This window comes from Psychromarinibacter sp. S121 (genome assembly GCF_049801035.1).
In the GTDB taxonomy this organism is placed as follows: Bacteria; Pseudomonadota; Alphaproteobacteria; order Rhodobacterales; family Rhodobacteraceae; genus Psychromarinibacter.
This window is the reverse complement of sequence record NZ_JBNAGE010000002.1, coordinates 400,571-427,255: the sequence shown is the minus strand read 5'-3', so window position 1 is coordinate 427,255 and position 26,685 is coordinate 400,571. Positions and strand designations below refer to the sequence as shown.

Here is a 26,685-nt window from a genome sequence, read left to right as displayed (position 1 = left end):
GCCCGTGAAACGCGCGGTGTCGAAGAAATGTTCCCGGTCTGCCTTTAAAAATTAGCGGGAACCGGGGCGGGGGCCAAGCGTTTGTATTCCAAATCACGCGTCACGACGACGCGGTGAACCCAAACTCAAGGAGGGTCTCAACATGCTTGGTTGGGCACTTACATTCCTGGTTATCGCGCTGATCGCAGCCGTCTTCGGCTTTGGCGGCGTTGCTTCGGCGTCGGCCGGGATCGCACAAATTCTGTTCTTCATCTTCCTGGTCTTGTTCGTGGTCGCGCTTATCGCCCGCGCGGTCCAAGGCAAGCCGCCAGTGTAAGATGGAGCCGGTCGCGGAGCGGTGGGAAACCCCGCTCCGCGTACCACGGCAGACAACAAGAAAGGCCGCCCGATGCGTCGGGCGGCCTTTTCGTTTGCGTCACACCGATGCGGATCAGGCGTGCAGCGTTTCCGTGCTGGCGAAGAACATCGCCTGGCTGATGGCCGAGCGGACCTGTTCCTCGGAATAGGGCTTGGTGATCACGAAGGCCGGTTCCGGGCGTTCGCCCGTCAGCAGGCGCTCGGGGAACGCCGTGATGAAGATCACCGGAATATCGCTTGCCGCAGAAAGGATCTCGTTCACCGCGTCGATGCCCGACGATCCGTCGGCCAGTTGGATATCCGACAGGATCAGGTCGGGCTTTTCCTTCGCGGCAAGGCTTACCGCGCCGGAGGCGGTCCGTGCGACGCCGGTGATGGCGTGACCCATCTCGGCGACGATGTCCTGCAGGTCCATCGCGATGATCGCCTCGTCCTCGATGACCATGACACGGCCTTTGACCGCTTCTTCCATCTCGCGGCGGGCGACGTCGATCAGATGCGCCACGTCCTCGGGGTCCAGTTCCATCACCTCGGCGATTTCCTGAACCGAAAATTCCTCGACCGTGCGCAGCAGAAGCGCCTCGCGGGTGTTCTTGGTCAGGCGGGACAGATGGCGCTGCGCGCGTTTGGCGATGCCTTCGTCCTCGCCCTCGACCGGGGCGCCGGCGCTGCTCCAGATGATGTGGAACGCGCGGAAAAGGGCGACTTTGTCAGAGTAGCCCTGGTCGAACACAGAGCGGTCCGCAAGAAGCGCCTCAAGCGTCGCGGCCGCATAGCTGTCACCTGTCGTCTGGCTCCCCGTCAGCGCACGGGCGTACCGCCGGAGATAAGGAAGCAGTCCCGCAACCTTCACCGACAGATAGTCGCTTTCGTCCTTTGCCATTGTCCGTCCTGTTTTTTGCATTTTTCATGGAACCGAACGCGGCAACGCGCGTTTGGTTCCGCACCGAGTCGAAAAAAGTGCAAGCTACAGGGAACAAAAACCGAAGCCTCGGCACAGGAAAGAATATGGATCAAGAACGGGACCAAACCCACCTGGAGCAGCAGATCGACGAGAACCTCCGCAAGGTCTTTCAAAGGACCGAGCAGGAACAGGTTCCCGATCGGTTCGCGGCGCTATTGCAGCAGCTCAAGGAGCAGGACACGCAAGATGACTGATGGCCGTGCGGCGGGCGACCCGCGCGAAGAGGTCGTTGAGCATCTTCCCGCGATGCGGGCCTTTGCCGTCAGCTTGACGCGAGATTCCGCCAGCGCGGACGATCTGGTACAGGACACGATCGTCAAGGCGTGGAAGAATTTCGACAAGTTCAAGGAAGGCACCAACCTTCGCGCTTGGCTGTTCACCATCCTCCGCAACACCTTCTATTCCAACCTTCGCAAGTCCAAGCGCGAGGTTTCCGACAGCGATGGCGCCATGGCGGCGACCCTGTCGGAGAAACCGCAGCACGACGGACGGCTTGCGATGGCGGATTTCGAAAAGGTGTTCACCCGTCTGCCGGTCGAACAGCGCGAGGCGCTGATCCTGGTCGGGGCGTCGGGCATGTCCTACGAGGAAGCCGCGGAAACCTGCGAAGTGGCCATCGGCACGATCAAAAGCCGTGTGAACCGTGGGCGGGCCAAGCTGGTCGAGCTGCTTGGCATCCGCGAGGACGAGGCGCTTGAGATGACCGACAGCGCGACGCTGGCGGTTGTGACCGGCAGCCTCCAGCCGAGGAAGAACATCGCTTGATCACGCGAATCCGGGAAGCAAGTCAGTCGCTGACGTTCAGGATCGCGGCGCTGCTTGCGCTCGCGTTGCTTCCCATCGGCCTTATTTCGGTTGCCACCACCTTCCAGCTTCTCAGTCAGGCTGACCGCAAGGCGGAAACGAACCTTATGGCGCTGACCGCGGAAGCGGCGGCGCCTGAGGCGTCGTTCATCCGTACCGGCATCGGCGCGGCCAGCATGCTGGCGTCGATGATCCCGCAGCTGCGCGAAACGGGTTGGGACTGCGAAAGGCAGCTGAAGCGCTTCATCGAGCAGTCCGACGGCTTTTCGTTCGCGGGTTACATCGCGCTGGACGGCACCATCGCCTGTGCCTCGGGCGGTCAGGGTGAAAACGCCAGCGACCGCAAGATCTATCGCGACATGACCGAGGATCCGCGCACCCGCATCACCGTGGTCCGCGACGCGCTGGTCAGCCGCACATCGGTCGTGCTGATCGCCGTGCCAGTCATCGAAGACGGTCTGTACAATGGCTACGTCGTGGTGTCGCTGCCGCACGGCAAGCTGTTCCGCCCGCTGGATCAGGTGTCCGCCGACCGCCCGCTGGACCTGATCACCTATAACAACGACGCAGAGGTTCTGACCTCCAGCCGCGGGCTGGACGATGTCGAGCCGCACCTGCCGCAGCACTATGACCTTGCCGAGCTTCGCTATAGCAAGGAAGGCGCCTTCATCGACCAGACCCGTGACGGGCTGCTTCGGGTCTTCGCGGTGATCCCGGTTGTCCCCGGTCAGGTCTATGCGCTGGGAAGCTGGGAACACAGCCGCAACGATTTCATCGAGGGGCTGTCCGTCACTTCGTCCATGCTGTTCCCCGTCGCGATGTGGCTGGTCTGTCTGGGCGTCGCCTTCTTCGCCGTGCAGCGTATGGTGATCCGCCCGACCCGCAACCTGCGCGCCCGGATGCTGCAGTTCATGCGGTCGCGCCGGATCTCCGAGCCAAAGCACGAGGCCGCCACCCCGCGCGAGCTGCGGGACATGGAAGACACATGGATGCGGCTGGCCGAGAACGTCCTGCACGACGAGGCAGAGCTTTACGACACCATCCACCAGCGCACGGTTCTGCTGAAGGAAGTCCACCACCGGGTGAAGAACAACCTGCAGCTCATCGTGTCGATCCTGAACATGAAGGTCCGCAAGGCCCGCGACCCCGAGGTGCGCAACGCCCTGACCGACATCCGTCAGCGCGTCATGGGCATCGCCCGCGTACATCAGGAACTGTACGAGACCTCGACCGCCGAGCGTGTCCATGCCGGCGAGTTGCTGAAGGCCATTGTCGGCCACACGGTGCGCAGCGCGATCGACGATGAAAGCTCGATCACCTTCGAGGAAAGTTACGACGAAATCGTCGTCTATCCCGATCAGGCCGTGCCGCTTTCGCTGGCCGTCACCGAGTTGCTGACCAACGCGCTGAAGCATCTGGGCGCGCCCGACGGCGAGAAGCCGGTTCTGACCGTTCACCTGCGCCGCGACGGTGCGGACGACGCAGAGGTCATGATCTGCAACAGCCTTGCCGGGCAGTCCGAGCATGCGGACGCCCCACAAGGCAGCGGGTTGGGCATGGCTCTGGTAACGGCCTTCGCGCACCAGCTTGAAGGTAATGCGACAAACGAAAGCACCGCGGAACAGTTCTGCTCTGTGCTGCGTTTCCCGGTTGCCGATTTCGATGAAACCGATGTGCCCACGGAACTCGCGTGGTCCACTTGATCCGATCCGCGAAGGGACCGAAGCCCATATGTCAGATGCGTCCCTTCAGCCGGTCACCGCACGCCCGAAAATCCTGATCACCGCCGAAGAGGCGTATCCAGAGTTCGAGCGGCGCGTGCTTGCGGCGGAAAAGTCGATCACGATGGGCTTCCGCATCTTCGATCCGCGCACCAAGTTGCGTTCGCCCGAAGCGCGCAAGGTCGGCGACACATGGGTCGACCTGCTTGCCGACGCGCTGGAGCGCGGGGTGAACATCGAGCTTCATGTATCGGATTTCGATCCGGTGGCCGCGACGCCGCTGCACAAGCTGTGCTGGCACTGTGTCCGCGTGTTGTGCGGCATGCGCGAGATGATTTCTCCCGAAGCTGCCGGGCGCCTGACGCTGCATGCGGATATTCACCCCGCCAAGATCGGGCGTATCTCGCGCATTTTCTTCTGGCCGATCGTCGCCGGGAAGATGCGGCAGATCGTGCAGAAGGACGAAGGCAACGAAGCATCGCACAAGCGGCGCGCGCTGAAATATGTGCCCGGCGTCGCCTATCTGCGCGCAAAGTTCAAAGGCCGGCCGCTGCTGGCCTTCCCCGCCTCTCACCACCAGAAGCTAGCAAGCTTCGACGACCGTTGGCTGTACATCGGCGGGCTGGATCTGAACGAGCGGCGCTGGGACACCAAGCAGCACGAGCAAGCCGCGCAAGAGACGTGGCACGACGTTCAGGTGCTGGTGGAGGATCCCGAGACCGCGCTGGCCGCCCGGCGGCATATCGAGACGTACAACCAGACTGCCGCCGGCCATCACGAGGTGATCGACACGCCGGGCCTGCTGCGGACTTTGTCGTGCGACCAGAGCCACGAGAAACCTTGGACACTGTCGCCGAAGACTCTGGTTCAGGAACTGTCGGACATCCACCACCGCGCGACCGCCGAGGCGCGTGGCCTGATCTATATCGAAACGCAGTTCTTCCGCGACCGGCGGCTGGCACGCGCGATTGCCCGCCGGGCCCGCGCAAATCCCAAGCTTCGGATGATCCTGATCCTGCCCGGCGCGCCCGATACGGTTGCGTTCGAAGAGAACCCGAAGCTGGATGGCCGGTTCGGTGATTTCCTGCAATCGCGCTGTATCCGCTCGATCCGCCGTGCGTTCGGCAAGCGGCTTCTGATCGCAAGCCCGGCGCAGCCCCGGCGGACCAACGGCATCGACATCGACGCCGAGCGCGCCAGCCTGAACGGCGCACCGATCATCTATCTGCACGCCAAGGCGTCGGTGTTCGACGACGAGCTTGCCGTCGTGTCGTCGGCCAACCTTAACGGACGGTCGATGCGCTGGGACACCGAGGCCGGACTGGCGTTCCGCGAACCCGAGGACGTCACGATGATGCGCGAGGCGCTGTTGCGCCACTGGCTGCCGGACGATGCCTCGGAAGCGGCGTTCCGGTTGGAAACCGCGTTCGAGGAAATGCGGTCGGTCATCTATCACAACGCGATGCACCCGCCCGAGGAACGGCGCGGCTTTCTTGTGCCCTACGACCGGAAAGCCGCCGAGAATTCGGCGATGCCGCTTCCCGGCGTGCCCGAGGAAATGGTCTGACGATCAGTCCGCTCGCGCGCCACCACGCACACCTCTGACCACCACGAACCCTCACGCCATCCGGCGCGGCGAGAGTGCGCGCCGCAATAAGATGTCCGGGCTTCGGATGACCGACGCACGAAAAAGGGCCGCAGCACTGCTGCGGCCCTGATTGTTTGGTGAGAGACGTATCAGCCGTCGTAGGCCGGACGCTCTTTCAGCTGGTCCTTCGTGGCAGAGATATGCACCTCGACGCCATTGCCTTCCTGCTCGCGCAGCACCTGCAGTTCTTCGAAGTCGACTTCGATGCGGTGCTCACCGATACCCAGGAAGCCACCCACGTCGATCAGCGCGGCTTCGACCTGACCATCTTCGGTCATGACGAGGTCAGCGATTTCGCCAACGTTCTCTTCGTCAGCGCCGTAGACATAGGTTCCCTGCAGCATTTCGGCGGTCAGGTCGACCATCTGCACGGTCTCGTAACCGTCACGCTCGACTTCCGGGGTCGCCCAGCCGCCGGCGGTGCCATCGGTTTCGGCCATTTCTTCTTCTGCCGGCATCGCTTCGTCGGTCATTTCGGCGTCAGCTTCGGCCATCTCTTCAGACACTTCGGCTTCGGCGTTTTCGGCAGCGTTCTCGACCGCGTTGCCAGCTTCGGCCAGCTCTTCGCCAGCTTCGTCCGCAGCGTTCTCGGCGGCATTCTCGACGGCGTTGCCAGCTTCGGCAAGTTCGTCACCGGCCTCTTCGGCAGCGTTCTCGATCTCGTTGCCTGCTTCGGCCATTTCTTCGCCAGCTTCGTCAGCGGCGTTTTCCATGGTCGCTTCGGCTTCCGCCATCTCGTCTTCCGGCGTCATCTCTGCGTCGGCCATGTCGGCCTCGGCAGTCTCTTCGGTCGCCATGGTCTCGTCGATCGCGCCTTCCGGCGACACGGCGGCCATATCGAACTGAGGTGCCGACTCGAGCATCGCTTCGCTGCCCTGGATCACGATGAAGTAATCCTCGGCGTCCGCCGTTTCGGTCACGAACTTCAGCTGGCTCATATCAACGGCAACGGTCTTTTCGCCGATGCCAAGGAAGCCGCCGATGTCCAGCAGAACGGCTTTCACTTCGCCGTCGTCGCCGATGATGATGTCGTTGATCTCGCCCACATCGTCCCACTCGGCACGCTGTTCTTCGGTCCAGTCGGCTTCGGCATCCACCTCGGCCTCGGACACGTAAAGACGCTTGCCGATCAGTTCACTGCCGTAGAAATCACCGGCTTCGGACTGGGTCATGAAGCCTTCGGTTTGGGTCGCGGCCATGCCGGGCGTGGCCATCGCAACGGCGACGGCGGTCGTCATGAGAAGCTTACGCATTAGTAGTCTCCCTAAGTCGTTTTGGCTGGTGCGGTCTCCGCACTGCCTTCGGGAACTGAACGTCAGTCGCGAAAACTTGTTCCGAATATTCTGACTCATTTTTGCGCATCTGCCCGCGCACTGGTCCTTGCAGGTCCCCGTGCCAACGTCGAAAATCCGGACATGACACGCGATGCCACCGACACCCGCCTGCGCCTGCGCCTGATGTTTCCGGGCGGCGGGATGCTGGGGCCCGGCAAGGCCGATCTGCTGGATGGCATTGCGCGCACCGGCTCGATCTCGGCGGCCGGGCGGGACATGAAGATGAGCTATAAACGCGCGTGGACATTGGTTGAAACGATGAACGCCACGTTCCGCGAACCGCTGGTCGAACGCACCCGAGGCGGCACCAAGGGCGGCGGCGCGCAGCTGACGGAACTGGGGTCCGAGGTGCTGGAACGCTACCGGCGGCTGGAAGAAATCTCCCGGCGCGAGGGCGCGGCGGAGATCGCCGCCTTGTCGGCCTTGCTGGGCGATATGTCTGACAAGAAATAACGCTTGCGATCCCGGCCTTGCACCCCGATACCTTGAAGCATCTGCATCAAGGCGCCGGTCGTTCGATGAAGCTTGTCAGAAATCTTCTGTTCCTGTCCGCCCTCGCTGCGCCGGTTCCGGCGCTGGCCGACAGCGTGCTTGTCTTCGCCGCCGCCAGCCTGCGCGACGCCCTGACCGAAATCGCCGGGGACTACGAGGCAGAGGCAGGCCACGAGGTTGTCATCTCGTTCGCGGGGTCTTCCGCGCTGGCACGGCAGATCCAGAACGGCGCGCCGGCGGACCTGTTCCTGTCGGCCAACCTCGCATGGATGGACGCACTGGAGGACGAGGGCCTGATCGACGCAGGCAGCCGCCGCGACCTGCTTGGCAACTCGCTGGTCCTGATCGCCTCGGGCGCAGGGGCCGCACCGATCGAGCTATCGCCTGACACCGATCTTCCCGCCCTGCTGGACGGGGGGCGGCTGGCCATGGCGCTGGTCGAGGCGGTGCCGGCCGGGATCTACGGAAAGGCGGCGCTGACCTCGCTGGGCCTGTGGGACAGCGTGGCGGACAGCGTCGTTCAGACAGACAACGTACGCGCGGCGCTGGCGCTGGTCGCGTTGGGCGAGGCACCCTTGGGCGTGGTCTATGCCACCGACGCCGCCGCCGAACCGAACGTGTCCGCGGTCGCGACCTTCCCGCCCGACAGCCATCCCGCCATCGTCTACCCCGCCGGCGCCGTGGCAGACAGCGACAACCCATTGAACGGCCCGTTCCTCGACTACCTCGCCTCGCCACCTGCGGCAGAGGTGTTCGCCCGCATGGGTTTCGAGGTTCTGGAGTAGCGGCGCGGTGGACTGGCTTGGCCCAGAGGAATGGCAGGCGGTGGCCTTGTCGCTGCGCGTTTCGCTTTGGGCCACGCTGGCCAGCCTGCCATTCGGCCTGCTTTGCGCCTTTGCCTTGGCGCGCTGGTCCTTCCCCGGCAAGCAGCTTCTGAACGGGCTGGTACACCTGCCGCTGATCCTGCCGCCGGTCGTGACCGGCTATCTTCTGCTGCTGACTTTCGGCACCCGCGGTCCGCTGGGCGGACCTTTGGACGCCATCGGCATCACCTTTGCCTTCCGCTGGACCGGCGCCGCCTTGGCCGCCGCGATCATGGCCTTCCCGTTGATGGTCCGCGCGATCCGGTTGTCGGTCGAGGCGGTGGATCCCAAGCTCGAGGAAGCCGCGGCGACGCTGGGCGCGACGCGCATCCGGATCTTCGCCACCGTGACCTTGCCGCTGATCCTGCCGGGCATCGTGGCGGGCGCGGTGCTGGCCTTCGCCAAGGCGATGGGAGAGTTCGGGGCGACGATCACCTTCGTGTCGAATATCCCCGGCCAGACGCAGACGATCCCCTCGGCGATCTACGCCTTCCTGCAGGTGCCGGGGAAAGAAGACGCCGCGCTGAAGCTGGTGACCGTCTCGGTCGCCGTGGCGATGCTGGCGCTGCTGTTGTCCGAATACGTCAGCCGCGCGGTGGCGCGGCGGGTGGGTGGCCGATGACGCTGTCGGTCCGGATGCGGCACCGCTTCGCCGAACGCAGGCTGGATGTCGCGTTCGAGGCGCCGCCGGGCATCACCGTGCTGTTCGGGCGCAGCGGCGCCGGCAAGACGACGATCGTGAACGCCGTCGCCGGTTTGCTGAAACCGGACGAGGCCCGGATCGCCATCGACGGACGGGTGCTGTGCGACACCGCCAGCGGCACCAACCTGCCGCCGCAGCGGCGCAGGCTGGGCTATATTTTCCAAGAGCCGCGCCTGTTCCCGCACATGACCGTGCGCCGCAACCTGATGTACGGCCACCGCCTTGCCCCAGCCGGAGTCACCCGGCCCGATCCCGACCGGATCATTGGCCTGCTGGGTATCTCGGCCCTGCTCGACCGTCGTCCGGCCACCCTGTCGGGCGGCGAACGGCAGCGCGTCGCCATCGGCCGCGCGCTGCTGTCAGCGCCGGGACTGATCCTTGCGGACGAGCCCCTGTCCTCGCTGGACGAGGCGCGCAAGGCCGAGGTGATGCCTTACTTCGAGTGGCTCCGGGACGAGTTGTCGATCCCGATGCTGTACGTCACCCACTCGGCGTCCGAGGTGGCGCGGCTGGCGACCACCGTCGTCGCGATCGACAACGGCAAGGTGCTGCGACAGGGGCCTGCGGGCGAGGTACTGAGCGACCCGGCCGTCACTCCGCTGGGCGCGCGGGCCGCCGGGGCGGTTTTGGAAACGCGCGTGGTGCGGACTCACCCGGACGGCATCAGCGAACTGGACGCAAGCGGTCTGCGCCTGTTCCTGCCGGACGTCGGACAGCCCGATGGCGCGCGGGTGCGGGTGCAGATCGCGGCGCATGACGTGATGCTGTCACGCAGCCGGCCCACCGACATCTCGGCCCTGAACATCCTGCCTTGTACGATTACCGGCATCCGGCTGGGCGGCGGACCGGGCGCGCTGGTGCAGCTTCGCGCGGGTGAGAACATGCTGCTGGCCCGGATCACCCGGCGGTCGGTCGAGGCGCTGGGTCTAACCACCGGCGACAGCGTGTTCGCCCTTCTCAAGGCGGTGTCGATCTCAAAGGCAAACGTTGCGGACGTGCTGACAGACCTCTGACCGGAAACCCGCGTTAATCATTTGTTAACGAAGGTTGCGCAATTCTTGCGCCCGTCGGTCGATGCGGCTTTGCCGCGGCCACGGACGGAGGCGGGATGCAGGACGCGATCGACGGCAGTGCAAGCAGGTCCCCCGGCACCCTGTACCCTCGGGACGCCGCCCCTGCGGGATCGGACCCCACCGATCTTGAAGCCGTCGATCGCCGCGCCTTCGTCAGCGCTGAACTGGACAGGATGCAGCGGCTTGTCCGCGACGCCGTGCTGGCGGGGCTGGATGTGCGCGACTGCGTGGTGGCCTTGGACACCGCGCTACACATGGGACTTGGTGCGGCCCCGTCTGCGCAGTCCTGCCCCGGCGCCGGACGACGCGAGACTGTTCTGTACGCCGCACTCTCTCTCTTGGGTGGCGGTCGTGCCGGGCTGGAGCCGCGCGCCGAGCGAAGCGCCGTGCGACGGTTGTCCGTGGATGGCGAAGACCTCGTACTGTTCGCGATGTCGCTGCACGACGAGGACTCGCAGGACCTTGGCGTTCTGGGCCTGACCTTCGCGCCCGAGAACTGGGACGACTCTCGGCAGGTCCGCATCAGCACGATGATCGGCAGGCTGGTCGAAAGCCTTTTGTCCGCCGGAACGCGGCGGGTGGCGCTGGAAGTAGATTATGTCGCGATGAACAGGCAGGCGTCGCAACTGCACCGGCTGGCGCAGATCGATCCGCTGACGAAGCTGGAGAACTCTGCCTCGTTTCAGGAAAAGGCAGAGCGGATGCTGGCCCATGCCACCGGCAGCGCGGCGCTGATCATCCTCGACATCGACCACTTCAAAAGCATCAACGATCTGTACGGCCACAGGTTCGGCGACGCGTATCTGAAAGCCATCGCGCAGGCGATCCTGTCGGCTTTTCCGGAAACCGCGATCATCGGGCGGCTGGGCGGCGACGAGTTCGGCATTTTCCTGTCGATCCCCACGAAAGGCACCAGCTATCTGGAATCGCTTCTGTCGCGCTGCCGCAGCGCGGTGCAGCGCACCACCGCCTTTCTCGGCAAACCCGACCTTGGCCGGGTCAGCATGGGCGCGGCGACCTACCCCGAGCAGGCGACAGAGTTCGACACGCTGTTCGAACTGGCGGATACCGCGCTGTACGCCGCCAAGGATCTTGGCCGCAGCACGCACCGCATCTTCACCCCCGAGAAGCACGATATGTTCAACGCGCGCGCGATGGGACCGTTGTTCCTGCGCGCGGTCCGGCACGGGCAGGTGCTGCCCTATTTCCAGCCCATCGTCGATCTCGAGACCGGGGTCTGCGTGGGCTATGAGGCGCTGGCGCGCTGGGACGAACGCACGCGCGGCCTGCTGCGGCCGCAGGCTTTCGCGCCGGTTCTGAAAGACCACACCTGCGCCGAAACGCTGACGCGCTGCATCGTCCAGCGCGCATTGGACTGGTACGCGGCAACCTTCCCGGCCTCGGCGTCCGGCGACCGGCCCACGCTGGCGTTGAACGTCACCTCGTTCGACCTGATGAACCCCGAGTTCGTGTTCGAGCTTCAAACCCATCTCGCCGACCGGCATGTCGACTGGAACCACATCGTGATCGAAGTGACCGAGGGCGTGGTGCTGGGCGAGCGCAAGGGACAGGCGTTCCGGTCCTTGGGCGAATTGCGCACCCGGGGGGCCAAGGTGGCGCTGGACGACTTCGGCACCGGCTATGGCGGGTTGCGTCATCTAAGCGACTGGCCCATCGACCTGCTGAAGATCGACCAGTCCTTCGTGCGCGACCTGCATCTGAACCCGCGCAATGGTGCAATCGTCGACGCGATACTGACCATCGCGCACCAGTTCGGTTTCGACGTCGTCGCCGAGGGGGTGGAACTGCCGGCGCAGGTCGAAAAACTGAAGGCGGGCGGATGCCGCAAAGGTCAGGGATATCTGTTTTCCGAACCGATGAGCGCCAAGCACGCCAGCCGGTGTTTCGGCCCGTTTGGCCGGGCGGCGCCTCCCGGTCAGTGAGGGTCTAGCCGCCCCGACATCGTAAGCCGGATCGCATTCGCAAGTCCCTTCAACGAGACCGGCTTGCGCAGGCGGATGCCGGGAACCTCGCGGTCGGCCTGGTTCAGCAATGCCGCGTTCCCCGACATGAAAATCACCCGCAGCTCCGGATGGCGCGCCACCGCCTCGACGGCCAGTTGGTCGCCATAGATGCCGCCGGGAAGCGCGATGTCGGTCAGCAGGATGTCCGGCGCACCGCGGTCTTCCAACATTTTCAGCGCCTGCGATGCGTCCTGCGCCACCCAGGGCACGACCCCCAGAAGCTCCAGCGTGCCCACCATCGCTTCGGCAAATGATTGGTCGTCCTCCACCAGTAGCACCCGGATACCGGTCAGCCCCGCCAGTGTGTCCGCGTCCTTGTCCTGCTCTGACGCCTGGGCTTCGCCGGACCGGGGCAGCACCATCTTGATCTCGGTCCCCTCGCCGGGCGCGGACCGGATATCAAGCCGTCCGCCGACCCGGCGCGCGAGGTTGTCGACCATGGACAATCCCAGCCCAGAGCCACCCTTCGCCCGCCGGGTGGTGTAGAACGGCTCTCGTGCCTTGCGCTGGATATCATGCGACATGCCCACCCCTGTGTCGCGAACGATGATCGCGACCTCGTCCGCGCCCGCCGACACCTCGATCTCGATGCGGCCCGGCGCGCCGCCCTCTTCGACCGCGTTACGTGCGTTCAGGATCAGGTTCAGCACGGCGCTTTCCAGATCGCCGCCGGATACCGCGACAGGGCACGGCGGCACGTCGTCCAGCTTCGCGACAAGTTCCACCCGATCCGCCATCGACCCGCTCGCAAGCAAGACGGCACTTCGGGCAATTTCCGCCGCATCGACTGCGGTTTCGGAATAGCTGGGCTCTCGCGACAGATGCAGCAGCCGCTCTGTCAGGTCTGCGCCCCGACTGCAGGCCTTGCGAACCGCTTCCAGCTGGCGGCGCATGCCGTCGACGTTGTCGCCAAGAAGCGCCGTGTCGCTGGACAGACGGATGACCCCAAGGATGTTGGCAAGCTCATGCGAGATGCCGCCCGACAGTTGCCCGATCGCGTCCAGCCGCTCGGTCCGGCCCAGAGTTTCTCGCAGCATCCAACTTTGCGTCTCGTCGCTGACGGCAATCAACGTGACGCCATCCGCAGGCAATCTCGTCGCCGAGAACCGAAGCGCGTGCTCGGACCCGCCCGGCCCGAACCAGCCCGCAAAAAGCTCTGGTCCACCTCGGGCGTCCAGCGCCTGACGCACCGGATGCAGATCGCCCTCCAGCGCGCTGCGGTCATCCAGCGTGTGAAACGGCGCAGAGCGAAGCCAGTCCTCCGCCACCACCCCCTTGCCCGCCATCTTCCGTGCCGCGTCATTCGTCAAAAGGACCGTCCCCTTGTCGTCGACGACGAAAACGCTTGCCGCGAGACCGTCGAAGATGCGGGTCAGACGGGCCTGCTCGTCCGCACTTCGTTGCTGTGCCTCGGCATTGAAGCGCGCGGTCCGGACCACCACCGCGACCGACAGCGCGGCCAGCAGGACAGCAAGCGTACTCAGCCGTACATTCGGATTGATGATCCCAACCTCGGTCGACAGCAGCGCGAGATAGCAAAGAAGGATCGGCGCGGCGACGGCCAAGGGAAGCGCGGCGCGCGCCGCCTCTGACGGCGCGCCGTCAGAGGTCAGGGCAGAGACCCAACTCCCTGACGCGTTGAACAGCAGGACGGCCGTAAACAGAAGCAGCAGCGAGAACGCCGTGGGAATTGCAAGGCCAAGAAAAACGGCGATGCCCCTGACAGCCGCCGGGTCGAACAGGTAGCCGACAAGCGCGATCGTGCACATGACGACCCCGGCGCTGGCAAGGATCGTTGCATGTCTGCGCCACGCCGCATTGGACGCCGTGGCGCAAAGACCGGAGGCCGCGACAAGGGGAAGACCGATCAGCGTGGCGAACGCCATGCGGTCCGCCACATCCGGCAACCGGGCGTGCTCTTCGAAATGAAGCGCCAGTTTCACCAAGGCGAAGCCAGCGACAGCAATCTGAAGCATCCGCGCGGTGCGGGCCGCGGGCTCTGTCGGTCGCAACACAAGAAGCTGCGCGACGGCCAGAAGCAGCAAAGAGACCGCAGTGCCCGGAACCATCGCCGGGAACGTCGGGTGCAGGCGCACCACGATCGAGTTCCCCATGCCCCAGCCCACCACCAGCACCACCAGCGTGATGACGATGACCGCTGACGCGCAGATCGCCGCAAGACGGCGGGTGTCGGCGCGGGCGGCGGGCAGCGCGACGTCCATCTAGACCCGCCTGTTGCTGCGCGGGGCCCGAACTGCCGCGTATGGAGACCGCGCCCGGCTCATCCCGTCAACCGCCGGACCAGCGCATCGAGCTCTTGCAAAGTGGCTGTCTTGTGTACCTTCGCCTGTGCCTGTCGCATGCCTTCACGGAACAGCGGCGAACTGATCAATTCGGGCCGGCCAGTGATCACGACCACCGGAACGCTGCTGTCGTGTTGCCTGACGCTATGCACCAAAGATATTGCGCCGCCGCCCGGCATTACGACGTCGAGAAAGATTATGTCGAAGGCGTCTTCTTCCAAAAAACGGCTCACATCTTCACCACTCGCTGAACAAGTAACAACATGACCGAGCGATTCCATCCCCTCACTAAATGCCGTTAAGTAATCGCGATCATCATCGGCGATAAGAATCTTCGCCAACAGAGCCTCCCTCACATTGAAAAGCCATAAACTTATGGTACCAATAATACGCACCCGGTCGCAACGGAGTCTGCATACTTGGAGGAAGAAGTTCCTCTGACGTCTCATTCAGAGACACTGCCCCTCGTATCAATAGGGGCATCCGCAGGCGGGCTGGAGCCACTTGAACGTTTCTTCGAGAATGCGCCTGTTGCGGCGGGCTGGTGTTATGTCGTGGTGCAGCATCTGTCGCCGGATTACCGGTCGATGATGGACGAGCTTCTGGGCCGCAAGTCGCGACTTCGCATCCGGCATATCGAGGATGGCGCGGCGCTAGAGCCGGACACGATCTTCCTGAACCGGCCCAACACGATCGCGGAACTGGATGGCGAAGTCTTCCGGACGCGCGAATATCAGTCCGGGGACGCGCTGCCGCACACGCCCATCGACGCCTTTCTGAACTCGGTCAGCAGGCGCAACCCGAAGAGGACCGTGGCGGTTATCCTGTCGGGGTCCGGCAGCGACGGTGCGCGCGGTGCCGATGCGTTGCACCGGAACGGCGGCGTCGTGCTTGTTCAGTCGCCGGCCGAGGCCGCCTTTGCGTCGATGCCCCGGTCCGTCCTGGCGACGGGCGCGGTGGACCGCGTGATGGTCGCTTCGGACATGCCAAGCGCCATCCGGGACGTGTTCGCCACCGGAAAGCTTGGCGCCGCCGGCGATGCCAGCGGCAGCGACACCGCGTCCGCCCAAATCCTGCGGTTGCTAGAAGATCAGCATCACGTGGATTTTTCAGCCTACAAACCGGTGAACGTCCAGCGCCGGATCGAGCGGCGGCAACAGCTTCGCGGGGTGCCAAGCACGGAGGAATATCTTGCCCTTCTGACGGACAGCCCAGCCGCGTTGGACGAGTTGTACCAAGACCTTCTGATCGGCGTGACCCAGTTCTATCGCGACCCGGATGCCATCCGCCTTCTGCGCGAGACCGCGATTTCCACGCTTGTGCGCAAGGGCGACGAGACGACGCCGCTGCGGATCTGGGTGCCCGGCTGCGCGAGCGGGGAAGAGGCCTATACCATCGGGATCGAGATGACCGAGGCGCTGCGCGAGACGGGTCAGACCCGCCGCTTCAGGATCATCGCCACCGACGTACACCGCCGCTCGGTCGATATCGCATCGGCCGGCGTCTACAGCGACGAAGCGCTGGCGAAGATCCCTGAACCGCTGAGGTCGAGGTATTTCCTGAAACACCGCGGTCAGCGCATCGTCGACCCGGCCCTCCGCCAGAAGATCATATTCTCTGTCCACGACGTTCTGTCGGACCCGCCGTTCATGCATCTGGATCTGGTGTCGTGCCGAAACATGCTAATCTACCTGAACGACGAACCGCAGGCCCGCGTCATCTCGATGTTCCTGTTCGGGCTGCGGAGGGACGGATACCTGTTCCTTGGTCCTTCGGAAACGCTGGGAAAATATGCAGGCGAGTTCGAGGTCGAAGACGCCCGCTGGCGGCTGTTTCGCAAGGCGTCGGCCCGGACAATCATCGACCGTTCCATGCTGACGACCCCGATCCGTGGCGCGGCGCAGGCAAGCACGGTGCCCTCTGCCGACGCCGGCCCCCCGCGCGTGCCAATGCTGCGCGAAGTCACGGAACTGCGCGATCGCGACCTGCTGATCCGGGGCTACGACGCGCTTTTGAAGCGGTACGCGCCGTCCTCGATCCTGATCGGCAGCGACGGCCGCGTCCTGGGCTGGTTCGGCGCGGCGTCTTCGGTCATCGACACGATGAACAACCTTGCCGACTGGACGGTCGAGGACATCGTACACCCCGACCTGCATCTCCCGATCAATGTCGCCATGGAACGGCAGCGGCAGGGTCAGCTAGAGGCCTATGTCCGCAAGGTGTCTCTGGACCGTGGACACGACCGGACACAGGATTGCACCGTTCGCATCGAGTCCCTTGGCCGGTCCGCTGGCGGCACCTTGATGCTCGTGACGCTTGACCTGCACCCCGATGACGCACCGCGTCCCATCGCAACAGCGGTTGAAATCGCCAAGGACGGGGGCGAGGACAGGTCGCTTCTGACCGTCCGGATACAGGAACTGGAGCGCGATCTGCGGCTGACGGAAGAGACGCTTCAACACGTGACAGAGCGGCTGGAAAGCAGCGGAGAAGAGTTGCAGGCCTCGAACGAGGAGTTGCAGGCATCCAACGAAGAGCTGCAGGCCTCGAATGAAGAATTGCAAAGCGCGAACGAGGAACTGCACGCGGTGAACGAGGAACTCGTCTCGGTCAGCGCAGAGCACGAACGCAAGATCACGCTGCTGTCCGACCTGAACGAAAGCACGGAACTGGTTCTGCGTATTCTTGGGGTCGGCGTGATCTTTCTTGGGCCCGACGGCAGGATCGAACGCTATAGCGCGCTGATCGCCGAACGGTTCCAACTGGAAACCCACGACATCGCGCGCAGGCTTTCGGTCATCGGACCGCGCGTGTCGTTCGCGGATCTCAGCGCCGTTGCCGAACAGGTGACCGAGACCGGCGACCAGCAGATGCTGTCGGGCGACTTCGAAGGGCGCGAGCTGTTCATCACCGTGCGCGGCGTCCCTGCGGCCCGCCGCAAGGATACCGGCACGGTGCTGATCTTTCGCGGTCCCGCGATGGGCTAGGTGCCGGACGCGCGGCGCAGCATGCCGAACAGGTCGCGCGGGTCGTCGGGGTCGGCCAGCAGGTCAAGCCGGTCGAAATAGGGCGTGTCCTCGATCGCGTCGCGGACATAGCGAAGCGCCGAGAAATCCTCGATCGCGAAACCCACAGAGTCGAACAGCGTAATCTGCGACCGGTCGCGGCGTCCGGGGCGCTGGCCCGCGATGACCTCCCACAACTCGTTGACCGGGTGATCCTCGTCCAACTGCTGGCATTCGCCCTCGATCCGGGTCTGCGGCGGGTACTCGACGAAGATGTCGGACCGCAGAAGGATGTCGCGGTGCAGTTCGGTCTTGCCGGGGCAATCGCCGCCGATTGCGTTCACATGCACCCCGGCGCCGACCATGTTGTCGGTCAGGATCGTCGCGAACTGCTTGTCTGCGGTGCAGGTGGTTATGACCTGCGCCCCTTCGACCGCCTCTTCCGGGGTCGTACAGGTGACCACCTCGAACCCCTCGGCGATCAGGTTGCGTTCCGCCTTTTGGGTCGCGGCGTGGTCCACGTCGTACAGCCGCAGCTTCGTGATCCCGCAAATGGCCCGGAACGCCATTGCCTGAAACTCGCACTGAGCCCCGTTTCCGATCATCGCCATCACCTCTGATTCGGCCGGAGCGAGGTATTTCGCCGCCAGAGCCGAGGTCGCGGCGGTGCGAAGTGCCGTCAAAACGGTCATCTCCGTCAGCAGCAGCGGATAGCCCGTGGCGACCGATGCAAGCACCCCGAAAGCGGTCACGGTCTGGTATCCCTCGCGCATGTTCTTGGGGTGACCGTTCACGTATTTGAAGCCGTAGTTCTCGGCGTCGGCGGTCGGCATAAGCTCGATCACGCCATCCGTCGAATGGCTGGCGACGCGGGGCGTCTTGTCGAACTCGGGCCACCGTTTGAAGTCCGCCTCGATGTATTTCGCGAGCCCGGCGATGAACGGCTCGACCCCGGTTTGGTTCACCAGCCGCATCATGTTCTCGACCGAAACAAAGGGCACGTAGGCCAGCGCAGAGGGTTCGGGCACCATGTCAGAAACTCCGTGTCATGCGGTCCAGAACGCGGCGGCCGAACAGACTGGCCGTCAGGTCGCACAACAACTTTGCCGTGCGTCCGCGTTCGTCGAGGAAGGGGTTCAGTTCGACCAGATCAAGCGACTTCACCAGCCCGGAATCCCCCAGCGTCTCCATGATCAGATGTGCCTCGCGGAAGGTCGCGCCGCCCGGCACAGTGGTGCCGACGGCGGGGGCGATGTCGGGGTCAAGGAAGTCGACATCAAGGCTGACGTGCAGCCGACCGTTCGCGCTGCGCACCTTATCGAGGAAGCCGCGCAGGGGGGCAAGCACGCCGGTCTCGTCCAGCGCCCTCATGTCGTGAACGGTGACACCCATGGCGGCGATCAGGCGATGTTCAGCCGAATCAACGGACCGGATTCCCATCATGCAGAGGTTCTCGGGCGGCACCGCGTGGGTCAGTTCCGGGTAGGCGTCAAAGCCCGGCTGGCCGGAAAAATAGGCGACGGGTGTGCCGTGCAGGTTACCGCTTTCGGTCGTCTCCAGCGTATGCAGATCCGGATGCGCATCCAGCCACAGGACGAACTGCGGCTGCCCCGTTTCGGCGGCGTGACGCGTCACCCCTGCGACGGTCCCGGCCGAAAGCGAATGGTCGCCACCCATGAACACGGGCAGGTCACTGTCCCGCGCGGCCTCGTAGGCAGCCGTGGTCAGCACGTCGATCCATGCCGCCGTTTCCGCCAGATTTCGGACCGCGGGGTTTGCGCAGTCAATCGGGCCGGTCGGCTTGATTGCAGCGTCGCCGCGGTCCTCGACCTCCCATCCGAGGCCGGCAAGCACATCACCAAGCCCGGCCGTGCGCAGGCTTGCGGGGCCCATCAGGCACCCCGGTTGCGCAGCGCCCGTTTGCACCGGAGCGCCCAGAAGTATCGTTTTCGGCATGTCGCACCCTCCGTTCCCCACGAAGTCTGCGGCAATACGCAGTCGAAATCTCTCTCGATATTGCGCAATTCGCTAGATATTCTACGCATAATGAACAGCCTTTTACACGGAACGATCAATGACCGTGCCTTTGACCGGGACTGACCGCCAAATCATCGCCGCCCTTCGCGACGACGCCCGCATGTCGCTGACCGAACTGGCGCTGCGGGTCGGGATTTCGCGCACCACGGCCAAGGCGCGGCTGGATGCTTTGATCGCCAATGGACGCATACGCCGCTTCACCATCGAGACGGATGCCGACGCCGGGGACGAGATGCGGGCGATTTCCCTGATCGAGCTACAGGGCAGCATGTCGCGGTCGGTGATCCATGCGCTGCGGCGGGTGCCAGAGGTGACGGATGTCTACGCCACCAACGGAAGCTGGGACCTTGTGGCCGAACTGCGGTTCGACAGCCTTGCCGCCTTCGACCGCGTGCTGCGGGAAATCCGCGAGATTCCGGGCGTCAGGAACAGTGAAAGCTGCCTGCTTCTGGCGCATGTCGCGGGCTAGGTAGAATTTCCGGTTTCGAAATAATCATTAGTAATTCTACAAACTAACTTGCATTCTGAAACGCCAAAGGGTTCTTGACGTCAGGCAGCGCGCTCAGGTTACGCTGCGTAAGCCACTTAGCCATTTTTCCCGGATGCCTCGACCATGGCGCCCAAAGAACTTCACTCCAGCGAGATACTCGACCGATTGTCGGGTCTGTTGCGGCGTGTTCCGTGGGAGAACGAGGCGATGACGCTGTCCAAGCTGGACGGGTTCATCGCGGGTCTGGCCGTCGGTCCCGTCGAGATCGCCGCGCGTGACTGGCTGCCCTGGGTCTGGGGCGACGCCTTCCTGCCTTCCTTCGAAAGCGCCGAGCTTCAGCGCGCCGCGACGCAGGCCGTTGTCGGCCATCACGACCGCGTCGCCGCCGCGCTTGCGGACAACCCGGGGATGTACGAAGCGGTGCTTAGCCGCGAGCCGGTTCCGGGTGAACCGACCTGGGAACTTTGGACCGGCGGCTTTCTTCTGTCGATGCAGCTGTGCCCCGCAGAATGGGCCGAGCACCAGACACGCACACCGGTCCGCAGAGCGCTGGACCTTGTGCTGGATCTTGCCGCGCTCGCCTCGGCGTCCGAGCCCGGGTGCATGTCGGTGATGGACCGGAACGAAACTGTCGCGTCCGAACTGTCCGGCATCGTGCGGACCCTTGCCGACGAGCGGCCGGCGCAGGCCGAGCCGGACCTTTCCGGAACCGTCGTGCCTTTCGTTCCGCACCCCAAGCATCGCCACTCGTAAGCCAGCACAAAACGAACGGATCGGGCGCCGGATTCAGGGGCCAAAATATAATTGTGTGCCAAATGGCAACAATAATGTAATTATAAATGTTATTCAGCGAGTCTTGATGACCAATAGGCTCCTGACAAGCATTCTGCGTCTGTCGTGGGACGACGACAGGGACAAAGTGGACGGACGGGACATGAGCGGCATCTTCTGGATTGCGGTCGCCTATATCGTGGGAGGCGCAACGGGGTTCTTTACGGCGGCTCTGGCCAATGCGGCCAGAGATACCGACAGGCGCGACCGACGAAGCCTTGACCGGGGATGACCGGGTTTTGGCACATCCCTGTCCGACGGGAAGAGAATCGGCCACGCGACATCAACCGTGGCGCGATTGTGGCAAGGCGAAGCCACACTTCAGGCAATTGACCTCATTTTGAGAACAATCGGGGCTAAGCCTTCAGGTTGTCTCTGATCCGAACGGATTACCCACGGTGCAATTTCCTATACCTTTGTACAGGACCGCGCGCTGAGCTACACTCTCCTTAAACGTGCATTCCGCCGATCAAGACATTTAAGCTCTTGAATTGTTGCGCTTTTCTGAAGCGGCACAGCACCCTCTCTCCGTTATCGCGCAAGTTGCGGGCCCCCCCTCCCGACCTCTCTTTTGGCGATTCTGTTTACTCAGCAACGAGCCGGCGTATGTTCCGTCTCGTGGTTAACAAGTGGTGTTGGGTACACATCCGCCGGATCCGGCTGCTGCAACATTTGGATCGGACGGACGCTTTTGAATCACTGCTGAAGTTTGCGGTAATCGCCGAGGGGTGACTGTTTTGACGATCCATTTTTCAGATGCGGGCCGTTCGGGTGCGCCCATCAAGGCGCATCCGGCGGTCGATTTCCAGGCCCGCGACACCCGCGGTCCGGCTGGTGGCCTGTACCGCTCGTTCGGCAAGCGTGCCCTCGATATACTCTTCGTCCTGCTGGTCGCACCGATGGCGCTGATTCTCATCGCCGTCGCCGCTTTGCTGACCGCACTTGACGGACATAACCCGTTCTACTTCCAGCCCCGCGTCGGCCGGCATGGCCGGACCTTCTGGCTGGTGAAGATCCGCTCGATGGTGACGGACGCCGACGAACAGCTGGCCGCCTACCTGGCGTCCAACCCCGAGGCGCGCCGCGAGTGGGACGACAAGCAGAAGCTCGACAACGATCCCCGCATCACCCGCGTCGGTCACTTCCTGCGACGCAGCTCGCTTGATGAACTGCCGCAGCTGTGGAACGTGCTGACCGGTGACATGTCGGTGGTCGGCCCGCGTCCGATGATGGTCGAGCAGCAGGAAATCTACCCGGGCAAGGCCTATTACGACCTGCGCCCCGGCATCACCGGCGCTTGGCAGGTCTCTGACCGCAACGAATGCAGCTTTGCCGGCCGCGCCCGCTTTGACAACGAATACAATGCCCAGCTGTCCCTGAAGCTGGACCTCGACATCTTGTTCCGTACCGCCGGCGTCGTCTTGAAGTGCACCGGCAAGTAACCAGTCGTCCCGTCAAACCGGCTCTCTCTGTCCCGTGAGCACCTGTTTGACTCATCCCGGATGCAGCGGTCGCCAAGGCGGCCGCTGTGTTCGTTTCGGGGGTCAGAAATCCCAGTCGTCGTCCTCGGTCGCCACGGTCTTGCCGATGACATAGCTGGACCCCGAGCCCGAGAAGAAGTCGTGGTTCTCGTCCGAGCCGGGCGAAAGCGCGGCCATGATCGCCGGGTTCACGCGGGTCGCCTCGTCAGGGAACAGCGATTCAAAGCCGAGGTTCTGCAGCGCCTTGTTGGCGTTGTAGTGCAGGAAGTGCTTCACGTCCTCGGTCAGCCCCAGCGGGTCGTAAAGCGACTCGGTATAGCGCGCCTCGATGTCGTAGAGGTCGAACAGCAGCGCGAAGGCGAAGTCCTTCAGCTCTTGCCGCTCGGCTTCGGCCAGCCGCTCCATCCCGCGCTGGAACTTGTAGCCGATGTAATAGCCGTGGATCGCCTCGTCGCGGATGATCAGGCGGATCAGGTCGGCGGTGTTGGTCAGACGCGCCCGGCTGGACCAGTGCATCGGCAGGTAGAAGCCCGAGTAGAACAGGAACGACTCCAGGAACACGCTGGCGATCTTCTTCTTCAGCGGGTTCGAGGTCGCGTCGTATTCATCAAGGATCAGGCGAGACTTGGCCTGCAGGTGCTCGTTCTCGGCGGACCAGCGGAACGCCTCGTCGACCTCGGAGGTCTGGCAAAGGGTCGAGAAGACCGAGGAATAGGACCGCGCGTGCACCGCTTCCATGAAAGCGATGTTGGTCAGCACGGCTTCCTCGTGCGGGGTCACCGCGTCGGGCATCAGAGACGGCGCGCCGACGGTGTTCTGGATCGTGTCCAGCAGGGTCAGCCCGGTGAAGACGCGGATCGTCAGGGTCTGCTCTTCCTCGGTCAGCTGCGACCAGCTTTGGATGTCGTTCGACAGCGGCACCTTCTCGGGCAGCCAGAAGTTCACCGTCAGGCGGTTCCAGATCTCAAGGTCCTTGTCGTCCTGCAGGCGGTTCCAGTTGATCGCGCGCGGGACGGGTCGGGTGTGGTGCATGTCTTTCATCGGGTCGGTCCTTCGGGTTCGGAGGAGTGCGTAGGGTGCGCATGAATGCGCACCCTACGGGTGGGCGATGCATTGATCCGGGTTGGGTGTTGCGCATGGATTCGCGGCCCACGGGTGGCAGCGCATTGGTCCATGGTAGGGTGCGCATTCATGCGCACCGTCCGAATTTCCACATCACACCCCCCAAAATCACAGCGTGCAGGACACGCAGCCTTCCACCTCGGTGCCTTCCAGCGCGGCCTGCCGCAGGCGGATGTAGTAGATCGTCTTGATCCCCTTCTTCCACGCATAGATCTGGGCGCGGTTGATATCGCGGGTGGTGGCCTCGGCGGGGAAGAAGAGGGTCAGCGACAGGCCCTGATCCACGTGCCGGGTGGCGGCGGCGTAGGTGTCGATGATCGCTTCCGGTCCGATCTCATAGGCATCGCGATAGTACTCCAGGTTCTCGTTCGTCATGAAGGGCGCGGGGTAATAGACCCGGCCGATCTTGCCCTCTTTCCGGATCTCGACCTTTGCCGTGATCGGGTGGATCGAGGAGGTGGCGTAGTTGATATAGCTGATCGACCCGGTCGGCGGCACAGCCTGAAGGTTACGGTTGTAGATCCCGTGTTCCATCACCGCGTCGCGCAGGGCGGCCCAGTCGTCGCGGGTCGGAACAGTCACGCCGGCGGTCTCGAACAGCTCTTTCACACGGTCGGTTTCGGGCAGCCAGTCCTGCTCGACATAGTCAGCGAAGAAGCTTCCATCGGCATAGGTCGAGGTCTCGAAGCCTTTGAACTTTTGACCTTTTTCCTTCGCCAGCGCGTTCGACGCGCGCAAGGCGTGGTACAGCACGGTGCAGAAGTAGATATTGGTGAAATCCACCCCTTCCGCGCTGCCGTAGTGGATTCGTTCCCGCGCCAGATAGCCGTGCAGGTTCATCTGCCCCAGCCCGATGGCGTGGCTTTCGTCGTTGCCCTTGCGGATCGACGGCACCGAGTCGATGGCCGACATCTCGGACACCGCGTTCAGCGCGCGGATCGCTGTTTCGACGGACGCGCCAAGATCGCCGCCATCCATCGCGCGGGCGATGTTCATCGAGCCGAGGTTGCACGAGATGTCCGTGCCCATCGCCGAGTACGACAGGTCGTCGTTGAACTCGGATGCCTCGTTCACCTGCAGGATCTCGGAACACAGGTTCGACATGGCGATGCGGCCCGCGATGGGGTTCGCCTTGTTCACCGTGTCCTCGAACATGATGTAAGGATAGCCGCTTTCGAACTGGATCTCGGCGATCGTCTGGAAGAAGGCGCGCGCGTTGATCTTTTTCTTGCGGATCTTCGGGTTGTCGACCATCTCGGCGTATTTCTCGGTCACCGAGATATCCGAGAAGGGCTTGCCGTAGACCTTTTCGACGTCGTGCGGCGAGAACAGGTACATATCCTCGTTCTTCTTCGCCAGTTCGAAGGTCACGTCCGGGATCACCACGCCAAGCGACAGGGTCTTGATGCGGATCTTCTCGTCCGCGTTCTCGCGCTTGGTGTCGAGGAAGCGCAGGATGTCGGGGTGGTGGGCGTTGAGGTAGACCGCGCCAGCGCCCTGACGGGCCCCAAGCTGGTTGGCGTAGCTGAAGGAATCCTCCAGCAGCTTCATCACAGGGATGACGCCCGACGACTGGTTCTCGATCCCCTTGATGGGGGCGCCATGCTCGCGAATGTTGGTCAGCATCAGGGCCACGCCGCCGCCGCGCTTGGACAGCTGCAGCGCCGAGTTGATGCCGCGTCCGATGCTTTCCATGTTGTCTTCCAGCCGCAGCAGGAAGCACGACACGAACTCGCCCCGCGCCTTTTTGCCGGCGTTCAGAAAGGTCGGGGTCGCGGGCTGGAAGCGGCCGTCGAGGATTTCCTCCATCAGCCGCATCGCCAGCTTCTCGTCGCCGCGAGCCAGCGTCAACGCGTTCATCACCACGCGGTCTTCGTAGCGTTCAAGGAAGCGTTTTCCGTCCCGCGTCTTCAGCGTGTACGAGGTGTAGTACTTGAACGCGCCAAGGAAGGTCGGGAACCGGAACTTGCGGGCATAGGCGGCGTCCCAGATCGCGCGCTGGAAGTTCTTGGAATACTGGTCCAGCACCTCGGGCTCGTAATAGCCCTCGTCCACCAGATACCCCAGCTTCTCGTCCAGCGAGTGGAAGAACACGGTGTTCTGGTTGACATGTTGCAGGAAGTACTGCCGCGCCGCCATGCGGTCGGCTTCGAACTGGATGCGGCCCTCGGTGTCGTAGAGGTTCAGCATCGCGTTCAGCGCGTGGTAGTCAAGCGAAGCGGTCGCGGCGTTGTCCAGCATGATCGGTCCTCGTTGAACGATGACGGGCCCGGAACGGTCCGGGCCCGGTGTTGTGTCAGGCTTCGCCCCAGACGTCCTGGGCGACTTTCACGACCAGCTCCAGCTTGCGGCGCTGATCGTCCTCGGTGACCTTGTTGCCTTCCTCGGTAGAGGCGAATCCGCACTGAGGCGCGATCCCGAGCTGGTCCATGTCCACGAATTTCGAGGCGGCTTCAAGCTGCCGCTTGATGTCGTCGATGTTCTCGAGTTCCGGGGTCTTCGTCGTGATGAAACCGGGCATGACGCGCTTGGTGCCCTTGGGCAGCAGGCCAAGGGGTTCCAGCCCGCCGGCACGCTCGCTGTCGTACTCCATGAAGTACACATCGACGCTGGTGTGGTTGAAGATCGCATCGGCCGCGGCGTCGTAGCCGCCCGTCGCCACGAAGGTCGACTGGAAGTTGCCGCGGCACATGTGCATGCCGATCACCATGTCTTCCGGACGGTCCTTGATCGCCTCTTCCAGCATCCACGCGTAGCGCTGGATCATCCAGTCGGGGTCCTGCCCCATCGAGCGACGGATCTCGCGCTGCTTCTCGTCGCCGAGGTAGGCGAAGAAAATGTCGTCCAGCTGCAGATAGCGGCAGCCAGCGTCATAGAATGCCTGCACGGCCTTCTTGTAGGCTGCCGCGATGTCAGCGGTGAACAGGTCCTGATCGGCGTAGGGCGCGTGATGGTTGTGGTCCGGCGTCACGCGGAAATGCACCGCCGACGGGCCGGGGATCGAGATTTTCGGGCAGACCTTGGTGTTGGCGGCCACGAACTTGAAGTGGTCCAGCATCGGATGGTCGGAGGGGAAATCCAGTGCCTTGTCGATGGTCGGCGCAAGGCTGACGGTGGCGCCCTTGAAGCCCAGCGCGTCGCCGCCGGTCTCGATGATGTCGAGGCCGGTCAGACCGTCCATGAAGTCATAGTGCCAGAAGGCGCGGCGCGCCTCGCCATCGGTGACGACCTTCAGGCCCACGTCTTCCTGCATCTTGATCAGCGCGGGGATCTCGCTGTCTTCGATCTGCTTCAGCTCGGCTCCCTTTACGCCGGCCTTGCGCGCGGCGGCGACGGGTGCGGGGCGCAGCAGGCTGCCGACGTGGTCGGCACGGAACGGAGGGCGGAAATCGGTCATGACGGTCCTTGGTGGTAAAACGGTAGATAAGGAGGA

The 26,685-nt window shown here is 63.7% G+C and carries 23 protein-coding genes; 14 read left to right on the top strand and 9 right to left on the bottom strand.

All coding sequences use genetic code 11. The features are described from left to right. The first annotated feature begins 142 nt into the window (after positions 1 to 142). On the top strand, positions 143 to 316 hold the full coding sequence (locus ACP156_RS10395; protein WP_275631842.1) for a DUF1328 domain-containing protein: 174 nt from the start codon (positions 143 to 145) through the stop codon (positions 314 to 316). A 114-nt stretch (positions 317 to 430) separates the two neighbouring features. Here ACP156_RS10395 and ACP156_RS10390 read toward each other — a convergent pair whose 3' ends face one another. Beyond that, positions 431 to 1,240, bottom strand: a complete 810-nt coding sequence (locus ACP156_RS10390) for a response regulator (RefSeq protein ID WP_425051251.1) — start codon at positions 1,238 to 1,240, stop codon at positions 431 to 433. Between the two features lie 26 nt (positions 1,241 to 1,266). Between ACP156_RS10390 and ACP156_RS10385 the strand changes: the two genes are divergently transcribed. Genes ACP156_RS10385 through ACP156_RS10370 form a run of 4 tightly spaced genes read left to right on the top strand, consistent with a single transcriptional unit; the run spans position 1,267 to position 5,413 of the window. Next, complete coding sequence (locus ACP156_RS10385; RefSeq protein ID WP_425051250.1) at positions 1,267 to 1,515, top strand: NepR family anti-sigma factor; 249 nt, start codon at positions 1,267 to 1,269, stop codon at positions 1,513 to 1,515. Further along, a complete protein-coding gene (locus ACP156_RS10380; RefSeq protein ID WP_425051249.1) occupies positions 1,508 to 2,086 on the top strand; it encodes an RNA polymerase sigma factor in 579 nt (192 codons plus the stop codon). The genes ACP156_RS10385 and ACP156_RS10380 overlap by 8 nt, the downstream gene beginning before the upstream one ends. After that, positions 2,083 to 3,828, top strand: a complete 1,746-nt coding sequence (locus tag ACP156_RS10375; RefSeq protein WP_425051248.1) for a sensor histidine kinase — start codon at positions 2,083 to 2,085, stop codon at positions 3,826 to 3,828. The genes ACP156_RS10380 and ACP156_RS10375 overlap by 4 nt, the downstream gene beginning before the upstream one ends. A 28-nt stretch (positions 3,829 to 3,856) precedes the next feature. Further along, a complete protein-coding gene (locus ACP156_RS10370) occupies positions 3,857 to 5,413 on the top strand; it encodes a phospholipase D family protein (RefSeq protein ID WP_425051247.1) in 1,557 nt (518 codons plus the stop codon). A 170-nt stretch (positions 5,414 to 5,583) separates the two neighbouring features. Here ACP156_RS10370 and ACP156_RS10365 read toward each other — a convergent pair whose 3' ends face one another. Beyond that, a complete protein-coding gene (locus tag ACP156_RS10365) occupies positions 5,584 to 6,747 on the bottom strand; it encodes a PRC-barrel domain-containing protein (protein WP_425051246.1) in 1,164 nt (387 codons plus the stop codon). 162 nt (positions 6,748 to 6,909) lie between these two features. On the opposite strand from ACP156_RS10365, the gene ACP156_RS10360 reads away from it, so the two are divergent. From ACP156_RS10360 to ACP156_RS10340, 5 genes are all read left to right on the top strand, one after another. Beyond that, positions 6,910 to 7,281: a winged helix-turn-helix domain-containing protein gene (locus ACP156_RS10360; RefSeq protein WP_425051245.1), complete on the top strand. Its 372-nt coding sequence runs from the start codon at positions 6,910 to 6,912 to the stop codon at positions 7,279 to 7,281. 65 nt (positions 7,282 to 7,346) lie between these two features. After that, positions 7,347 to 8,105 (top strand): molybdate ABC transporter substrate-binding protein, encoded by a 759-nt coding sequence (modA, locus tag ACP156_RS10355; protein WP_425051244.1) that lies wholly within the window; start codon positions 7,347 to 7,349, stop codon positions 8,103 to 8,105. Between the two features lie 7 nt (positions 8,106 to 8,112). Further along, a complete protein-coding gene (gene modB / locus ACP156_RS10350) occupies positions 8,113 to 8,805 on the top strand; it encodes a molybdate ABC transporter permease subunit (RefSeq protein WP_425051243.1) in 693 nt (230 codons plus the stop codon). Beyond that, the gene (gene modC, locus ACP156_RS10345) at positions 8,802 to 9,899 is read left to right on the top strand and encodes a molybdenum ABC transporter ATP-binding protein (RefSeq protein ID WP_425051242.1); all 1,098 of its coding nucleotides are present in this window, start codon (positions 8,802 to 8,804) and stop codon (positions 9,897 to 9,899) included. The genes modB and modC overlap by 4 nt, the downstream gene beginning before the upstream one ends. 95 nt (positions 9,900 to 9,994) lie before the next feature. Further along, complete coding sequence (locus ACP156_RS10340; protein WP_425051241.1) at positions 9,995 to 11,902, top strand: putative bifunctional diguanylate cyclase/phosphodiesterase; 1,908 nt, start codon at positions 9,995 to 9,997, stop codon at positions 11,900 to 11,902. On the opposite strand, the gene ACP156_RS10335 is transcribed toward ACP156_RS10340, so the two are convergent. After that, the gene (locus tag ACP156_RS10335) at positions 11,896 to 14,205 is read right to left on the bottom strand and encodes an ATP-binding protein (protein ID WP_425051240.1); all 2,310 of its coding nucleotides are present in this window, start codon (positions 14,203 to 14,205) and stop codon (positions 11,896 to 11,898) included. The genes ACP156_RS10340 and ACP156_RS10335 overlap by 7 nt on opposite strands. Before the next feature lie 59 nt (positions 14,206 to 14,264). Beyond that, positions 14,265 to 14,627: a response regulator gene (locus ACP156_RS10330; RefSeq protein WP_425051239.1), complete on the bottom strand. Its 363-nt coding sequence runs from the start codon at positions 14,625 to 14,627 to the stop codon at positions 14,265 to 14,267. Positions 14,628 to 14,705: 78 nt separating this feature from the next. On the opposite strand from ACP156_RS10330, the gene ACP156_RS10325 reads away from it, so the two are divergent. Continuing rightward, positions 14,706 to 17,273 (top strand): chemotaxis protein CheB, encoded by a 2,568-nt coding sequence (locus ACP156_RS10325; RefSeq protein ID WP_425051238.1) that lies wholly within the window; start codon positions 14,706 to 14,708, stop codon positions 17,271 to 17,273. Here the strand turns inward: ACP156_RS10325 and ACP156_RS10320 are convergent. Together ACP156_RS10320 and rocF are read right to left on the bottom strand one after the other, a co-directional pair. Next, a complete protein-coding gene (locus ACP156_RS10320) occupies positions 17,270 to 18,322 on the bottom strand; it encodes an ornithine cyclodeaminase (protein WP_425051237.1) in 1,053 nt (350 codons plus the stop codon). The two genes, ACP156_RS10325 and ACP156_RS10320, sit on opposite strands and share 4 nt — an antisense overlap. Position 18,323: 1 nt before the next feature. After that, positions 18,324 to 19,247, bottom strand: coding sequence for an arginase (gene rocF / locus ACP156_RS10315; protein ID WP_425051236.1), 924 nt, complete (start codon positions 19,245 to 19,247; stop codon positions 18,324 to 18,326). Positions 19,248 to 19,365: 118 nt separating this feature from the next. Here rocF and ACP156_RS10310 point away from each other — a divergent pair, with 118 nt between their 5' ends. From ACP156_RS10310 to ACP156_RS10300, 3 genes are all read left to right on the top strand, one after another. Further along, positions 19,366 to 19,797 (top strand): Lrp/AsnC family transcriptional regulator, encoded by a 432-nt coding sequence (locus tag ACP156_RS10310; RefSeq protein WP_425051235.1) that lies wholly within the window; start codon positions 19,366 to 19,368, stop codon positions 19,795 to 19,797. Positions 19,798 to 19,941: 144 nt separating this feature from the next. Then, positions 19,942 to 20,571, top strand: a complete 630-nt coding sequence (locus ACP156_RS10305; RefSeq protein ID WP_425051234.1) for a UPF0149 family protein — start codon at positions 19,942 to 19,944, stop codon at positions 20,569 to 20,571. Between the two features lie 815 nt (positions 20,572 to 21,386). Next, complete coding sequence (locus ACP156_RS10300) at positions 21,387 to 22,091, top strand: sugar transferase (RefSeq protein ID WP_425051233.1); 705 nt, start codon at positions 21,387 to 21,389, stop codon at positions 22,089 to 22,091. Positions 22,092 to 22,193: 102 nt separating this feature from the next. Here ACP156_RS10300 and nrdF read toward each other — a convergent pair whose 3' ends face one another. From nrdF to ACP156_RS10285, 3 genes are all read right to left on the bottom strand, one after another. Continuing rightward, a complete protein-coding gene (gene nrdF / locus ACP156_RS10295) occupies positions 22,194 to 23,171 on the bottom strand; it encodes a class 1b ribonucleoside-diphosphate reductase subunit beta (RefSeq protein WP_425051232.1) in 978 nt (325 codons plus the stop codon). 189 nt (positions 23,172 to 23,360) lie between these two features. Then, a complete protein-coding gene (gene nrdE, locus ACP156_RS10290; protein WP_425051231.1) occupies positions 23,361 to 25,493 on the bottom strand; it encodes a class 1b ribonucleoside-diphosphate reductase subunit alpha in 2,133 nt (710 codons plus the stop codon). Between the two features lie 55 nt (positions 25,494 to 25,548). Continuing rightward, positions 25,549 to 26,649 carry a 5-methyltetrahydropteroyltriglutamate--homocysteine S-methyltransferase gene (locus ACP156_RS10285; RefSeq protein ID WP_425051230.1) on the bottom strand — a complete coding sequence of 367 codons (1,101 nt, stop codon included), beginning with the start codon at positions 26,647 to 26,649 and terminating at the stop codon, positions 25,549 to 25,551. Positions 26,650 to 26,685: the final 36 nt, after the last annotated feature.

Excerpts from the sequence above, each read along its gene's own strand:
- ACP156_RS10365 (WP_425051246.1), bottom strand. The coding sequence starts at position 6,747 with ATGCGTAAGCTTCTCATGACGACCGCCGTCGCCGTTGCGATGGCCACG.
- nrdF (WP_425051232.1), bottom strand. The coding sequence starts at position 23,171 with ATGAAAGACATGCACCACACCCGACCCGTCCCGCGCGCGATCAACTGG.
- ACP156_RS10370 (WP_425051247.1), top strand. The coding sequence starts at position 3,857 with ATGTCAGATGCGTCCCTTCAGCCGGTCACCGCACGCCCGAAAATCCTG.
- ACP156_RS10360 (WP_425051245.1), top strand. The coding sequence starts at position 6,910 with ATGACACGCGATGCCACCGACACCCGCCTGCGCCTGCGCCTGATGTTT.
- modC (WP_425051242.1), top strand. The coding sequence starts at position 8,802 with ATGACGCTGTCGGTCCGGATGCGGCACCGCTTCGCCGAACGCAGGCTG.
- ACP156_RS10335 (WP_425051240.1), bottom strand. The coding sequence starts at position 14,205 with ATGGACGTCGCGCTGCCCGCCGCCCGCGCCGACACCCGCCGTCTTGCG.
- ACP156_RS10385 (WP_425051250.1), top strand. The coding sequence starts at position 1,267 with ATGGAACCGAACGCGGCAACGCGCGTTTGGTTCCGCACCGAGTCGAAA.
- nrdE (WP_425051231.1), bottom strand. The coding sequence starts at position 25,493 with ATGCTGGACAACGCCGCGACCGCTTCGCTTGACTACCACGCGCTGAAC.
- rocF (WP_425051236.1), bottom strand. The coding sequence starts at position 19,247 with ATGCCGAAAACGATACTTCTGGGCGCTCCGGTGCAAACGGGCGCTGCG.
- ACP156_RS10340 (WP_425051241.1), top strand. The coding sequence starts at position 9,995 with ATGCAGGACGCGATCGACGGCAGTGCAAGCAGGTCCCCCGGCACCCTG.
- ACP156_RS10285 (WP_425051230.1), bottom strand. The coding sequence starts at position 26,649 with ATGACCGATTTCCGCCCTCCGTTCCGTGCCGACCACGTCGGCAGCCTG.
- ACP156_RS10395 (WP_275631842.1), top strand. The coding sequence starts at position 143 with ATGCTTGGTTGGGCACTTACATTCCTGGTTATCGCGCTGATCGCAGCC.
- ACP156_RS10380 (WP_425051249.1), top strand. The coding sequence starts at position 1,508 with ATGACTGATGGCCGTGCGGCGGGCGACCCGCGCGAAGAGGTCGTTGAG.
- ACP156_RS10310 (WP_425051235.1), top strand. The coding sequence starts at position 19,366 with ATGACCGTGCCTTTGACCGGGACTGACCGCCAAATCATCGCCGCCCTT.
- ACP156_RS10390 (WP_425051251.1), bottom strand. The coding sequence starts at position 1,240 with ATGGCAAAGGACGAAAGCGACTATCTGTCGGTGAAGGTTGCGGGACTG.
- ACP156_RS10320 (WP_425051237.1), bottom strand. The coding sequence starts at position 18,322 with ATGGTGCCCGAACCCTCTGCGCTGGCCTACGTGCCCTTTGTTTCGGTC.
- ACP156_RS10305 (WP_425051234.1), top strand. The coding sequence starts at position 19,942 with ATGGCGCCCAAAGAACTTCACTCCAGCGAGATACTCGACCGATTGTCG.
- modA (WP_425051244.1), top strand. The coding sequence starts at position 7,347 with ATGAAGCTTGTCAGAAATCTTCTGTTCCTGTCCGCCCTCGCTGCGCCG.